Below are 14,038 nucleotides of genomic sequence, written 5' to 3'. Positions count from 1 at the left end.
GTGCGGCCGTCGTCGTTTCCGGCTTGCGTTGCAGCATGGCTCGCCCGGTATTCACCGATGTAAAGGGGCACGCTTCCTGCGATAATCCGATGTCCGACTTTCATCTCGAGAAGCCTCCGACAGCATGGCCCGATCCTCCGTCCCTTCTTCCGCAACCAGCGCTCCGGCCGAACGGGCCGCGTGGTTGCGCGCGGAACTCGAACGCGCGAACTACGCGTACTACGTGCTCGATCAGCCGGATCTGCCGGATGCCGAGTACGACAAGCTGTTCAAGGAACTGGAGCGCATCGAGGCCGAGCATCCGGATCTGATCGTGCCCGATTCGCCGACGCAGCGCGTCGGCGGCGAGGCCGCGAGCGGTTTCGAACCGGTCGTGCACGATCAGCCAATGCTGTCGCTGAACAACGGTTTCGCCGACGAAGACATCGTCGCGTTCGACAAGCGCATCGGCGACGCGCTCGGCAACAACGCTAGCGAGCCGCCGGTCCCCGTCGACTACGCGGCCGAGCTGAAATTCGACGGTCTTGCGATCTCGCTGCGCTACGTCGACGGCGTGTTCGTGCAGGCGTCCACACGCGGGGACGGCACGACTGGCGAGAACGTCACCGAAAACGTCCGTACGATCCGCTCGATTCCGCTGAAGCTGAAGGGCAAGCGCGTGCCGCACGTGCTCGACGTGCGCGGCGAAGTGCTGATGTTCAAGCGCGATTTCGAGCGCCTGAACGAACGCCAGCGCGCCGCCGGGCAACGCGAATTCGCGAACCCGCGCAACGCGGCGGCGGGCAGCTTGCGCCAGCTCGATTCGAAGATCACCGCGCAGCGGCCGCTGTCGTTTTTCGCATATGGGATCGGCGTACTCGACGGCATCGAGATGCCAGCCACGCATAGCGAACTGCTCGACTGGTACAAGGAAATGGGCTTGCCGGTCAATGGCGAGCGGGCGGTCGTGCGTGGCGCCGAAGGCCTGCTCGGCTTCTTCCACGCGGTCGGCGAAAAGCGCGACAGGCTGCCGTACGACATCGACGGCGTGGTCTACAAGGTGAACCGGCGCGACGAGCAGGACAGGCTCGGCTTCGTGTCGCGCGCGCCGCGCTTCGCGCTCGCGCACAAATTCCCGGCGCAGGAAGCGCTGACGAAGCTCGTCGCGATCGACGTGCAAGTCGGCCGCACCGGCGCGATTACGCCGGTCGCGCGGTTGGAGCCGGTGTTCGTCGGCGGCGCGACGGTCACGAACGCGACCCTGCATAACGAAGACGAAGTGCGCCGCAAGGACATCCGTATCGGCGACACCGTAATCGTGCGGCGTGCCGGCGACGTGATTCCGGAGGTGGTCAGCGCGCTGCTCGACCGTCGTCCGGCCGATGCGCGCGAGTTCGTGATGCCGACGCAGTGCCCGGTGTGCGGCTCGGCGATCGAGCGGCTGCCCGACGAGGCGATTGCGCGCTGCACGGGCGGGCTCTTCTGTCCGGCGCAGCGCAAGCAGGCGCTGTGGCACTTCGCGCAGCGCCGCGCGCTCGATATCGACGGCCTCGGCGAGAAGATCATCGATCAGCTTGTCGAGCAGAACCTGGTCCGCACGCCGGCCGATCTGTTCAATCTCGGCTTTGCGACGCTCGCGGAGCTCGACCGCTTCGCCGATAAATCGGCGCAGAACCTGCTCGACTCGCTCGAAAAGGCCAAGCACACGACGCTCGCGCGCTTTATCTACGCGCTGGGGATTCGCCATGTCGGCGAATCGACCGCGAAGGATCTTGCGAAGCACTTCGGCTCGCTCGATCCGATCATGGATGCGTCGCTCGAAGCGCTGCTCGAAGTCAACGACGTGGGGCCGGTCGTCGCCGAATCGATCCATCAGTTCTTCGCCGAGGATCACAACCGCACGGTGATCGAGCAACTGCGCGCGCCGGGCAGAGTCACGTGGCCCGAGGGTCCGCCCGCGCCGAAGGCGCCCCAAGGCGTGCTGGCCGGCCAGACGGTGGTGCTGACCGGGACGCTGCCGAACCTGTCGCGCGAGGACGCGAAGGAAATGCTTGAGGCGGCCGGCGCGAAGGTCGCGGGGTCGGTATCGAAGAAAACCAGTTACGTGGTGGCGGGCGCCGACGCGGGCAGCAAACTCGCGAAGGCCGAGGAACTCGGCATCCCCGTACTCGACGAAGATGGTATGCGCAAGCTCCTGGAGGGGCACTGATGATTCACGACATTCTGAAGATGGGCGATCCGCGCTTGCTGCGAATCGCCGAGCCGGTCGATCACTTCGATACGCCCGAGCTGCACCGGCTCGTGGAAGACATGTTCGAGACCATGCACGCGGCAAATGGCGCGGGTCTTGCCGCACCGCAGATCGGCGTCAATCTGCAGGTGGTGATCTTCGGCTTCGGCTCGAACGAGCGCTATCCGGACGCGCCGCCGGTGCCGGAGACGGTGCTGATCAATCCGACCATTACGCCGGTGTCGCAGGACATGGAAGAGAGCTGGGAGGGCTGCCTGTCGGTGCCGGGACTGCGTGGCGTGGTGAGCCGGTTTTCGATGATCCGTTATCACGGCTTCGATCAGTTCGGCAATCCGATCGATCGGGTCGCCGAGGGCTTTCACGCACGGGTCGTGCAGCACGAATGCGATCATCTGATCGGCAAGCTGTATCCGATGCGGATTACCGATTTCTCGAGGTTCGGCTTTACCGAAATCCTGTTTCCCGATCTCGATCCCAATAGCGACGACTGACACGGCTGCCGCCAACAAAAAACCCACGCCTGAGTGCGTGGGTTTTTTGTTGTGCCGATGCGCCCGCTCCGAGCAACGACGCGCATTGGACGAACCTCAGAACGATTCGTCTTCCGACAGGTAGCGCCACTGTCCCGGCGGCAGCGCGCCGAGCATCACGTTGCCCATGCGCACGCGCTTCAGGCCCACCACTTCGAGACCGACCAGTTCGCACATGCGGCGAATTTGACGCTTCTTGCCTTCGCGCAGCACGAAACGCAACTGCTCGCCGTTTTGCCAGCTGACCTGCGCGGGCTTCAGCGCGACGTCGTCGAGCGACAGGCCGTGGCGCAGCAGAGCGAGTTTTTCGGCCGGGAAATGGCTTTCGACGTCGACCGTGTGATCGCCGTAGGCGACGCGCACCAGATACTCCTTGTCCACGTCCGAATGACCGCCGATCAGTTGCTTCGCGATGCGGCCGTCCTGCGTCAGCACCAGCAGGCCGGTCGAATCGATGTCGAGACGTCCGGCCGGCGCGAGCTGGCGCAGATGCGACACCGAGAAGCGGATGCCCGAATGGTCGCCTTCCCAGCGATTCTCCGGCGTGACGAGCGTGATGGCCGGCTGATAGCCGTCCTCCGCCTGTCCCGACACGAGGCCGACCGGCTTGTGGACGATCACGGTCACCTGGCTCGACTGAAAGGCTTCGGCGGCCGGGTCAATGTCGATGCGCTGATCCGGGAACACCTTGGTGCCGAGCGTATCGACGCGCTCGCCGTCGACCATGACCCAGCCTTTCTCGATCCACTCGTCGGCCTCGCGGCGCGAGCACAGGCCGAGCTTGGACATCAGCTTCGACAGACGCAGCATGCCCGGCGCGTCTTCTCGATCGCGGCGGGGCGGGTGCGGGGTGTCGATGGTGGTGTCGACGGGTTGGGCTGTTGCCGATGCCGAGGTTCGCGGCTTGGCGGCGCGGGCGGGCCGGTCGTCGCCGAAGCGGCGGTTTGCGGCTGGCAGCGTGTCGTCGAAGCTGCGCGCAGGACGCTCGCGACGCTCGGTACGTTCACCGCCGCGTGCGGCACGGTCGCCAGACTCGCGTCGCGTGGGCGTCCAGTCGCCGCCGCGTGCACCGCGCTCGCCGCGGTCCTCACGCGGGGCGCGCGCCGGACGCTCGGTGCGCTCGCCGTAGCCGCCCTTTACGGGTTTCGCGAAGTTGCGCTCGCCACGCTCGCCTTCGAAGCGGCGCGGGGCGCTGTCGCTGCGCTCGCCTCGATCGCCACCGCGACGCTGTTGCGGTTCACCGCGATCGCTGCCGAAGCGCGGACGGTCGGCGGCATCGCGGTCCCGGCGCACCGGGCGGTCGCCACGCGGGCCGCCTTCCGACGGCCTGCCCGCACCTGCGCGCGGACCGCTGAACGAACGGCGTTCGCCGTCGTCGCGGCGCGGTGCGCGCTCGCCGCGCTCCGCATTGCCCTCGAAACGACGCGGCGCGCGTTCTGGACGCTCGCCGAATTCGCGACGGGGCGCGCGTTCGCCGCGCTCAGCGCCGCCTTCGAAGCGACGCGGTGCTCGTTCGCCACGCTCGCCGAATTCGCGCCGGGGGGCACGTTCGCCACCCTGAGCGCTGCCTTCGAAGCGACGCGGCGCGCGTTCAGTCCGCTCGCCGAATTCGCGCCGGGGGGCACGTTCGCCACGCTGAGCGCTGCCTTCGAAGCGACGCGGCGCGCGTTCAGTCCGCTCGCCGAATTCGCGCCGTGGGGTGCGTTCGCCACGCTCAGCGCTGCCTTCGAAGCGACGCGGCGCGCGTTCAGTCCGCTCGCCGAATTCGCGCCGTGGGGTGCGTTCGCCACGCTCAGCGCTGCCTTCGAACCGACGCGGCGCGCGTTCAGTCCGCTCGCCGAATTCGCGCCGTGGGGCACGTTCGCCACGTTCAGCGCTACCTTCGAAACGACGCGGCGCGCGTTCGCTCCGCTCGCCGAAATCGCGCCGGGGCGCGCGCTCGCCACGCTCAGCCGCGCCTTCGAACCGGCGCGGTGCGCCCGCGGCAGCCGTGCCCCGTTCGCGCGCGCCCGACCCTTCGGCACGCGGCGCGCGCGGCGCACCGGCGCCCGCCGGCTTCGCGCCGACCGGCCGCTTCGCGCCACCCTCGGCCTCGAAGGGCTTCGGCCCCGCTGGACGGGTCGGCTTACGCGCCGACGCGCTGCCGGGACGGACAGGGGCGCGTTCGGACGACGCCGGCCGCGGATGCTTCGCTGTTAATTTGATTCGCATGAAATCTCACACTGCGATCGCGCGCAGTAGTTCTGTCTCGACCTGAATTTGCAGGCGATTGTCCGACAGGCTGTGCCCTTCGAGCAGGAACACGTCCTCGACGCGTTCGCCGAGCGTATTGATCCGCGCCGAGGCGACGCCGACCCGGTGCTCGGCCAGCACGCGCGCGATCGAATAAAGAAGGCCCGGCCGGTCGTTCGCCGACACGGACAGGATGTAGTATTGGCCCCGCTCATCGGCCCGCAGGTCGACGCGCGGCGTAATCGGGAAGGTGCGCGACAGCCGCGACAGCCGGCCCTTCGACGGTCCCGGCAGCAAGGTGCCGTGGCCCGCGAGACGCGCGGTCAGCTCCTGCTCGACCAGATTGGCGATGTCGCGATAGTGCACGTCCTCTTCGGTGTGCGTGACGAGGAAGTTGTCGAGCGCGTAGCCGTGGCGCGTCGTGCTGACGCGCGCATCGAGCACCGACAGGCCGTTGCGGTCGAAATACGCGCAGATGCCCGCGAACAGATCGGGCTGGTCCTTCACGTAGACGAGCACCTGCAGCGCGTCGCCGATCGGCGACGGCCGCGCGCGCACGAGCGGCGTCGGCGTTTCGACGTGGCGGTACAGCACGCGCGTTTGCCACGCGATGTCCGCCGCGTCGTGGCGCAGGAAGTAGCCGACGTCGAGCTTGTCCCACAGCGCCCGTTGCGCGCCTTCCGGCACGGTTTCGAGACGCAGCAGCGCGAGCGCTTCTTCCTTGCGCGACTTCAGCTCCGAATGTTCGTCCGGTTGAGCGCCGCCCAGCACGGCGAGGGTGGTGCGGTAGAGGTCTTCGAGCAGCTTGCCTTTCCACGTGTTCCAGACCTTCGGGCTGGTACCGCGGATGTCGGCGACGGTCAGCAGATAGAGCGCGGTCAGACGCCGCTCGGTGCCGACCAGCTCGGCGAAGCGCTTGATCACTTCGGGGTCGCTGGTGTCCTGCTTCTGCGCGACCTGGCTCATCGTCAGATGCTGCTGCACTAGCCACACGACCAGTTCGCCATCCTCGCCTTCGATGCCGTGCTGCCGGCAGAAGCGCCGCGCGTCGGCCATGCCCAGCGTGGAGTGATCGCCCCCGCGGCCTTTCGCGATGTCATGAAACAGCGCGGCCACGTACAGGACCCACGGCCGGTCGAAGTTGGCGATCAACTGGCTGCAGAACGGGTATTCGTGCGCATGCTCGGCGATCGCGAAGCGGCGCAGATTGCGCAGCACCATCAGGATGTGCTGATCGACGGTGTACACGTGATACAGGTCGTGCTGCATCTGCCCGACGATGCGCCGGAAATTCAGCAGATAACGCCCGAGCACGCTGGTCTGGTTCATCAGGCGGAACGCATGCGTGATGCCGGCCGGCTGCTTCAGGATTTCCATGAAGAGCCGGCGGTTTTCCGGATCGCGCCGCCAATGCTGGTCCATCACATCACGGGCGTTGTAGATTGCGCGCAGCGTGCGCGCCGACAGACCCTTCACGCCGGGGGTGCGCTCGTAAAGCAGAAACGCTTCGAGGATCGCGTTCGGCTCGCGCTGGAACACGTCGTCGGACGTGATTTCGAGCATGCCCTGCTTTTCGACGAAGCGATCCGACAGCACGCGCGTGATGCCGCTCGTGGTCGGAAACAGCTGCGCCTCGATGTTCTGGATCAGGATCGTCGCGAGCTGCGTGACCGCTTTCGCGGCCCAGTAGTAGCGGCGCATGAGTTGCTCGCTCGCGCGCTTGGTCGCGGTCGGCTTGAAGCCGAAGCTCTCGGCGACCGGCGTCTGCAGATCGAACACCAGGATGTCCTGACGGCGCCCGGCGATCACATGCAGCCGCGCGCGCAGCGCCTTCAGGAAGCCCTCGTTGCGGCGCAGTTCGCGCGCCTCGCGCTCGGTGATGAGCCCGCGCGCTTCGAGCTCGCGCCAACTGCTGCCGAACCCGGCCGCCTGCGTGATCCACAGGATCAGCTGCAGATCGCGCAGCCCGCCCGGGCTTTCCTTGATGTTCGGCTCGAGCGCGTACGGCGTGTCCTGAAACTTCGCGTGACGCTGACGCATTTCGAGGACCTTCGCCTGGAAGAACGCCTTCGGGTCGAGCACCGCACGGTAGCGTTGGGCGAAATCGTCGAACAGCGCGGTGCTGCCGGTGATGCGTCGCGCTTCCAGCAGCGAGGTACGCACCGTGACGTCGTTGGCCGCTTCCTCGAGGCATTGCGACACGCTGCGCACGCTGCTGCCGAGTTCCAGCCCGAGATCCCACGCGAGGCTGATGAAGCGCTCGATGCGCGCCTCCAGATGCTCGAGCCGCGTGTCGGGCAGCAGCACCAGGATGTCGATGTCGGAGTGCGGCGCGAGTTCGCCGCGCCCATAGCCGCCGACCGCGACCAGTGCGAGATCGTCGGGCAGCTCGCAGGTGTCCCAGGCGGCGCGCAGCGAATGGTCCGTGGCGCGCGCGAGCGCGGCCATCAACGCGTCGACGTTGGTGGCCGTTCGAAAGCGTTCCAGCAACTGGGCTTTGGCCACTTTGTAGTCCGCCTTGAGCGACGAGGCATGGGAGGGGGCGACGGCTGGAACGCTACTCATTGGCAGACGGAAGGTGAGGTCGGAATCGGTCAGGCGGTAGCCGCGACCACAGGCGGACGCGCGGGCGTACCGGCCGACACGGTCAGCACGTCGTAGCCGGTCTCCGTGACGAGCACGGTGTGCTCCCACTGGGCGGACAGGCTGCGGTCCTTGGTCTTGACGGTCCACTGGTCGGGCATCGTGCGGATGTCGCGGCGGCCGGCGTTGATCATCGGCTCGATCGTGAAGATCATGCCGGCCTGCAGTTCGAGCCCGGTGCCGGGGCGGCCATAGTGCAGGATTTGCGGGTCTTCGTGGAACACGGTGCCGATGCCGTGGCCGCAATATTCGCGCACCACGCTGTAGCCGAGGCCTTCGGCGTGCTTCTGGATCGCATAGCCGATGTCGCCGAGATGGGCGCCGGGGCGCACCTGGTCGATGCCGAGCCACATGCACTCGAAGGTAGCCTGCACGAGGCGCTTCGCCATGATCGACCCTTCGCCGACGATGAACATGCGGCTGGTGTCGCCGAAGTAGCCGTCCTTGATGACGGTGATGTCGATGTTCAGCGCGTCGCCGTTTTTCAGGGCCTTGTCGCCCGGAATGCCGTGGCAGATCACGTCGTTGACGGAAATGCAGGTGGCCTTCGGGTACGGCGGGTAGCCGGGCGGCTGGTAATTCAGCGGCGCGGGGACCGTGCCCTGGTCCTTCAGCATGTATTCGTGGCACAGGCGGTCGAGCTCGCCCGTCGTGACGCCGGCCTTGACGAACGGCGTGATGTAGTCGAGCACTTCGCTCGCGAGCCGACAGGCGACGCGCATCTTCGCGATGTCGTCTTCGTTTTTGATGGTGATAGCCATGGTTTCCTCGGAAGCCTTGCTGGATAAGGCTCGCTGGGTGTGACGGTGGCCTGGCGGAGGGCGTCTTCCGGACACGGCATGCCGGTCGATCGTCGACGATCCCCCGCGCGTGGCGGAATCGAGCCATTTTACAGCAGTGGGGGCGGGCTCGTTGCGCTGGATCGGGCGGTAATGGGCTAAAAGCGATCCAAATCGGCCAATTGGTGGGCCATTGGACGGGAAGCGGGGATTCGTGGCCTGGCTGTGCGCTGCGGTGCGGATGGCTATCGGCCGGTGGTTGGGTCGGTTGAGTCAGTCGATAGTCGCGTGCTATACTCTTTGGCTAAGTCGGTCCTAGTCCGTTTTTATTCGAACCAGGCAGAACCGGCTTCTCGCGGCAATTCGGTTGCTGGCGTCGTGAGTCAAGGAAAGCAGTATCAGGCAACCAATTCGCAAGCCGGCGCACCCAGGGTGCCGCCGCGTTCCAGCCAAAATAGAGGCGGGCGCGGCCGTACGGCAGCCGGCTTAAGACCCAACCCTCGTGGAGAATTTCATGGCAGTTACGATGCGTCAAATGCTGGAAGCAGGTGTCCACTTCGGTCACCAGACCCGTTTCTGGAACCCGAAGATGGCTCCCTTCATTTTCGGTCATCGCAACAAGATTCACATCATCAACCTTGAAAAGACGCTGCCGATGTACAACGACGCGCTGAAGTACGCGCGTCAGCTGGCATCGAACCGCGGCACGATCTTGTTCGTCGGTACGAAGCGTCAATCGCGCGACACGATCGCCCAGGAAGCGCAGCGCGCTGGCATGCCGTTCGTGAACGCACGCTGGCTCGGCGGTATGCTGACCAACTTCAAGACGCTGAAGGTATCGATCAAGCGCCTGAAGGACATGGAAGCAGCGCTGGAAGCCGGTGAAACCGAGCGCATGAGCAAGAAGGAAGCGCTGCTGTTCGAGCGCGAAATGGCCAAGCTGCAGAAGTCGATCGGCGGCGTGAAGGACATGGGCGGCATTCCGGACGCGATCTTCGTGGTTGACGTCGGCTACCACAAGATTGCCGTGACCGAAGCGAACAAGCTCGGCATTCCGGTCATCGCCGTGGTCGATACGAACCACTCGCCGGAAGGTGTGGACTACGTGATCCCGGGTAACGACGACGCCAGCAAGGCCGTCGCCCTGTACGCGGCAGGTGTGGCCGACGCGATCCTCGAAGGCCGTGCCAATGCGGTCAACGAAGTGGTCCAGGCAGCACGTGGCGGCGACGGCGACGAGTTCGTCGAGGTCAACCCGGAAGCGTAAGGCTGCCCAGTGTCCGACATAAAAGGGGGCTTTCTACAGGCCCCCTTTTTTTAAGCCGCGACGCTTGTAACAGATGTTGTAACGGACATCTGGCAGAGTGTCCGAAGTGGCGTGGCACGCGTCGCTCGCAAAAATACGCGAAAACGCTGAAACGAATTCCTGCCGCCGGCATCGAAGTGCGGGCGGCGTGTGACAGACAGAACTCAAGGAGCAAATGATGGCGGCAATTACCGCAAGCATGGTTGCAGAACTGCGCGCGAAGACCGACGCGCCAATGATGGAATGCAAGAAGGCGCTGACGGAAGCCGACGGCGATCTGGCGCGCGCTGAAGAGTTGCTGCGTGTGAAGCTCGGCAACAAGGCGAGCAAGGCGGCATCGCGTGTGACGGCTGAAGGCGTGGTCGCATCGTTCATCGGCGGCAACGCTGGTTCGCTCGTCGAGCTGAACTGCGAAACCGACTTCGTCTCGAAGAACGACGACTTCCTCGCGTTCTCGAAGAAGGTCGCCGAGCTCGTCGCAACGCAAAACCCGGCTGATGTCGCCGCGCTGTCGGCGCTGCCGCTCGACGGCTCGACCGTCGACGCAGTCCGTCTCGCGCTGGTCGGCAAGATCGGCGAAAACATGTCGATCCGCCGTTTCGTGCGCTTTGACACCGCGAACAAGCTGGCGGCGTATCTGCACGGCACGCGCATCGGCGTGCTGGTCGAGTACACCGGCGCGGACGAGCAGGTCGGCAAGGACGTGGCGATGCACATCGCCGCGATGAAGCCGGTTTCGCTGTCGTCGGACGACGTCCCGGCGGACCTGATCGCGAAGGAACGCAGCATCGCTGAACAGAAGGCGGCCGAATCGGGCAAGCCGGCTGAAATCGTCGCCAAGATGGTCGACGGCAGCGTGCAGAAGTACCTGAAGGAAGTGTCGCTGCTGAACCAGACGTTCGTGAAGAACGACAAGCAGACGATCGAGCAGATGCTGAAGGCGGCCAACTCGAGCGTGCAGAAGTTCGCACTGTTCGTGGTCGGTGAAGGCATCGAGAAGAAGCAGGACGACTTCGCTGCGGAAGTGGCCGCTCAGGTCGCTGCTGCAAAGCAACAATAAGCGTTACCTAAGCTTCACAGCTGTACCGTTTGGCCCGCGGCGAGGCAAGACCTCGCCGCGGTCGGCAGCACCGCAAGGCCGCGCACGGGTTGACCCTCGCCGCGTGGCCGCCGCTGGGCGGACCCTTGGGTTCGCCAATTTGGCGGCGCTTGCCCGAATCAGCATTTCACCCCTACATTAGTCCCTTGTTGTTGCCCTGTTCTGCGCGATCTGGATACCTCTATGCCCACTGCCTATAAACGCGTCCTGCTCAAACTCTCCGGTGAAGCTTTGATGGGCGACGATGCCTTCGGCATCAATCGCGCGACCATCGAACGAATGGTGGCGGACGTGGCCGAAGTGGTCCGTCTCGGAACGCAGCTGGCCGTGGTGATCGGCGGCGGCAATATTTTTCGTGGCGTCGCGGGCGGCGCGGCGGGTATGGACCGCGCGACGGCCGACTACATGGGTATGCTCGCCACGATGATGAACGCGCTGGCGCTGCAGGACGCGATGCGCCATGCTGGCATCGAGGCGCGCGTGCAATCCGCGCTGCGCATGGACCAGGTCGTCGAGCCGTATATCCGCCCCCGCGCGATCCGCCAGCTCGAGGAAGGCAAGGTCGTGATTTTCGCGGCCGGCACCGGCAACCCGTTCTTCACGACCGACACGGCCGCTGCATTGCGCGGCTCGGAAATCGGCGCGGAAGTGGTGCTGAAGGCAACCAAGGTGGACGGCGTCTATTCGGCCGACCCGAAGAAGGATTCGAGCGCGACCCGTTACACCACGATCAGCTTCGACGAGGCAATCGGCCGCAATCTGCAGGTGATGGACGCGACGGCTTTTGCGCTGTGCCGCGACCAGAAGCTGCCGATCCGCGTGTTTTCGATCGTCAAACCCGGTGCGCTCAAGCGCATCGTGCTAGGTGAGGACGAGGGCACCCTCGTCCACGTGTAAACTTCGTTTACATTACATGGGCTTTGACGCGAGCCCGGGCCGCCGCATCACGCGTGCCGGGCGGCTCGCACCGTTTTGAAGGTTCGGAGGTTTAAAAATGTCTGTGGCTGATATCAGGAAGGGCGCTGAACAGAAGATGCAGCGCTCCATCGACGCGTTCAAGAATGACCTGTCGAAGATCCGCACTGGCCGTGCGCACACGGGCCTGCTCGATCATATCCAGTGCGACTACTACGGCTCGCCGGTGCCGATTTCGCAGGTCGCGAACCTGACGCTGATCGACGCTCGCACGATCGGTGTGCAGCCGTGGGAAAAGAAGATGGTCCAGGTCGTCGAAAAGGCGATCCGCGAGTCGGACCTCGGTCTGAACCCGGCCACGCACGGCGACGTGATCCGCGTTCCGATGCCCGCGCTGACCGAAGAGCGTCGCCGCGAACTGACCAAGGTGGTGCGCAGCGAAGCTGAAACGGCCAAGGTGGCCGTGCGCAACCTGCGTCGCGACGCCAACGAGCAACTGAAGAAGCTCGTCAAGGACAAGGAAATTTCTGAAGACGACGAGCGTCGTGCCGGCGACGACGTCCAGAAGCTGACGGACAAGTTCGTCGCTGAAATCGACAAGCTCGTCACGACGAAAGAAGCTGAGATCATGACGGTCTGACGCCGTTCGGCTCAGCCTTTCTGATTTCCACTTCTTTACTGGCATTACTGTCCCGACGGCCATGACCTATACCAGCTCAACCGTGCGCGTGCCTGAAGTCGCCGCGGTGCCGCGACACATCGCGATCATCATGGATGGCAACGGCCGTTGGGCCACCCAGCGGCGTCTGCCGCGCGTGGCGGGCCATACGCGCGGCGTCGACGCGGTGCGGGCGGCCGTCGAGGCGTGCGCGCGGCGGGGCGTCGAATATCTGACGCTGTTCGCGTTCAGCTCGGAAAACTGGCGCCGTCCGAACGAGGAGGTGTCGTTCCTGATGCGCCTGTTCGTCACCGCGCTCGAGCGCGAGATTGGCAAGTTGCACGCGAACGGCATCCGTTTGCACGTGGTCGGCGACCTCGCGCGTTTCGACGACAAGATCCGTGATCTGATCAAGCGTGCGGAAACCAAGACCGCGCGCAATACCCGCCTTACGCTGACCATCGCCGCGAACTACGGCGGCCGCTGGGACATCATGCAAGCCACCCGCAAGCTCGTCGAGCAAGCGGCGGCGACCGGCAAACCGGTCGAGGTCAACGAGGACGCGTTCGCCGAGCATCTGTCGATGGCTTATGCGCCCGAGCCCGACCTGTTCATCCGCACCGGCGGCGAGCGCCGCGTCAGCAACTTCCTGCTGTGGCAGCTCGCCTACACCGAGTTCTATTTCACCGACACGTTCTGGCCGGATTTCGACGCCGACGCGCTCGGTCACGCCATCGCTTCGTACGCCGAGCGCGAACGCCGCTTCGGCCGCACCAGTGCTCAGCTCGAGCCGCAATCGCAGAACGTCGATTCGCTTCCATGCTAAAAACCCGTGTCATCACGGCGATCGTGCTGCTGGCAGTGTTCCTGCCTGTCACGCTGTTCGCGCCGGTCGGCGCGTTCGGCGCGCTGATCGCGTTCGTCGTCGTGTTCGCCGCGTGGGAGTGGGCACGCCTGCTGAAGCTCGGCGGCGCGGGTCCGGTGCTGTACGCGCTCGTCGCGGCACTCGGGCTTGTCACCAGCACGCGGCTGGGCATCGGCACCGAGCATGCACGGCCATTCTTTCAGGCGGCGGCGATTTTCTGGGTGATTGGCGGCCCATTCGTGCTGCTGCGCAAGCCCGTGCTCGCGCAGGGCGCCTGGCGCGCCTTTCTGTTTCTTGCCGGTATCGTCGGTTTCATCGCGTGCTGGCATGCTCTCGTCGCAGCACGCATGCTGGGTGTGCCGTTCGTGCTGTCGCTGCTGCTGTTGGTATGGCTCGCCGATATCGGCGCATACTTCTCGGGGAAGGCGTTTGGCAAGCACAAGCTGGCACCCGCCATCAGTCCGGGTAAAACCTGGGAGGGCGCGATCGGCGGCTGGTTGCTGGTCATGATCGTCGCGGCGGCGGCGATCTTTTTGCACGCGTTCGAGCCGACCCTGTATTCTGCGCTGCTGGCGCAACTGGGCGCGCTACGCACGGTGCTCGCGCTGACCCTGCTGGTGGTTTTCAGCGTGGTCGGCGATCTGTTCGAATCGATAATGAAACGCCAGGCCGGCGTCAAAGACTCGAGCGGCCTGTTGCCGGGGCACGGCGGCGTGCTCGATCGCATCGACGCGTTGTTGCCGGTGCTGCCGCTCGCGATGCTGCTGCTCGGCTAGAGAAA

The 14,038-nt window shown here is 65.2% G+C and carries 11 protein-coding genes; 8 read left to right on the top strand and 3 right to left on the bottom strand.

Going from position 1 to position 14,038, the window contains the following annotated elements:
* Positions 1 to 124: 124 nt before the first annotated feature.
* Positions 125 to 2,188 carry an NAD-dependent DNA ligase LigA gene (gene ligA / locus VSR82_RS02520; RefSeq protein ID WP_429458896.1) on the top strand — a complete coding sequence of 688 codons (2,064 nt, stop codon included), beginning with the start codon at positions 125 to 127 and terminating at the stop codon, positions 2,186 to 2,188.
* Positions 2,188 to 2,721: a peptide deformylase gene (gene def / locus VSR82_RS02515; RefSeq protein ID WP_368586913.1), complete on the top strand. Its 534-nt coding sequence runs from the start codon at positions 2,188 to 2,190 to the stop codon at positions 2,719 to 2,721. Before ligA ends, def begins: the two co-directional genes overlap by 1 nt.
* Positions 2,722 to 2,817: 96 nt before the next feature.
* Here the strand turns inward: def and VSR82_RS02510 are convergent, their stop codons facing one another.
* From VSR82_RS02510 to map, 3 genes are read right to left on the bottom strand one after another with little or no spacing between them, the layout of a single operon-like run.
* The gene (locus VSR82_RS02510) at positions 2,818 to 4,971 is read right to left on the bottom strand and encodes a pseudouridine synthase (protein ID WP_498857474.1); all 2,154 of its coding nucleotides are present in this window, start codon (positions 4,969 to 4,971) and stop codon (positions 2,818 to 2,820) included.
* 6 nt (positions 4,972 to 4,977) lie between these two features.
* Positions 4,978 to 7,557, bottom strand: coding sequence for a [protein-PII] uridylyltransferase (locus VSR82_RS02505; protein ID WP_368587336.1), 2,580 nt, complete (start codon positions 7,555 to 7,557; stop codon positions 4,978 to 4,980).
* Positions 7,558 to 7,586: 29 nt separating this feature from the next.
* Positions 7,587 to 8,396 carry a type I methionyl aminopeptidase gene (map, locus tag VSR82_RS02500; protein WP_152850980.1) on the bottom strand — a complete coding sequence of 270 codons (810 nt, stop codon included), beginning with the start codon at positions 8,394 to 8,396 and terminating at the stop codon, positions 7,587 to 7,589.
* Between the two features lie 532 nt (positions 8,397 to 8,928).
* On the opposite strand from map, the gene rpsB reads away from it, so the two are divergent.
* The 6 genes from rpsB to VSR82_RS02470 all read left to right on the top strand — a co-directional run bounded on the left by rpsB (position 8,929) and on the right by VSR82_RS02470 (position 14,033).
* Positions 8,929 to 9,681: a 30S ribosomal protein S2 gene (gene rpsB / locus VSR82_RS02495; RefSeq protein WP_013089705.1), complete on the top strand. Its 753-nt coding sequence runs from the start codon at positions 8,929 to 8,931 to the stop codon at positions 9,679 to 9,681.
* Positions 9,682 to 9,898: 217 nt separating this feature from the next.
* Positions 9,899 to 10,780: a translation elongation factor Ts gene (gene tsf, locus VSR82_RS02490; protein WP_368587335.1), complete on the top strand. Its 882-nt coding sequence runs from the start codon at positions 9,899 to 9,901 to the stop codon at positions 10,778 to 10,780.
* A 222-nt stretch (positions 10,781 to 11,002) separates the two neighbouring features.
* The gene (gene pyrH, locus VSR82_RS02485; protein ID WP_013089703.1) at positions 11,003 to 11,716 is read left to right on the top strand and encodes a UMP kinase; all 714 of its coding nucleotides are present in this window, start codon (positions 11,003 to 11,005) and stop codon (positions 11,714 to 11,716) included.
* Between the two features lie 97 nt (positions 11,717 to 11,813).
* Positions 11,814 to 12,374, top strand: coding sequence for a ribosome recycling factor (frr, locus tag VSR82_RS02480; RefSeq protein ID WP_013089702.1), 561 nt, complete (start codon positions 11,814 to 11,816; stop codon positions 12,372 to 12,374).
* Between the two features lie 61 nt (positions 12,375 to 12,435).
* Positions 12,436 to 13,218: a polyprenyl diphosphate synthase gene (gene uppS, locus VSR82_RS02475; RefSeq protein WP_429458901.1), complete on the top strand. Its 783-nt coding sequence runs from the start codon at positions 12,436 to 12,438 to the stop codon at positions 13,216 to 13,218.
* Positions 13,212 to 14,033 (top strand): phosphatidate cytidylyltransferase, encoded by an 822-nt coding sequence (locus VSR82_RS02470; protein ID WP_368587333.1) that lies wholly within the window; start codon positions 13,212 to 13,214, stop codon positions 14,031 to 14,033. Before uppS ends, VSR82_RS02470 begins: the two co-directional genes overlap by 7 nt.
* The last annotated feature ends 5 nt before the right edge of the window (positions 14,034 to 14,038 follow it).

The sequence above is a fragment of the Burkholderia sp. JPY481 genome (assembly GCF_038900515.1).
Taxonomy (GTDB): Bacteria; Pseudomonadota; Gammaproteobacteria; order Burkholderiales; family Burkholderiaceae; genus Paraburkholderia; species Paraburkholderia youngii.
Note: the sequence above shows the minus strand (reverse complement) of the source record. Positions and strands in the feature narration are given on the sequence as shown.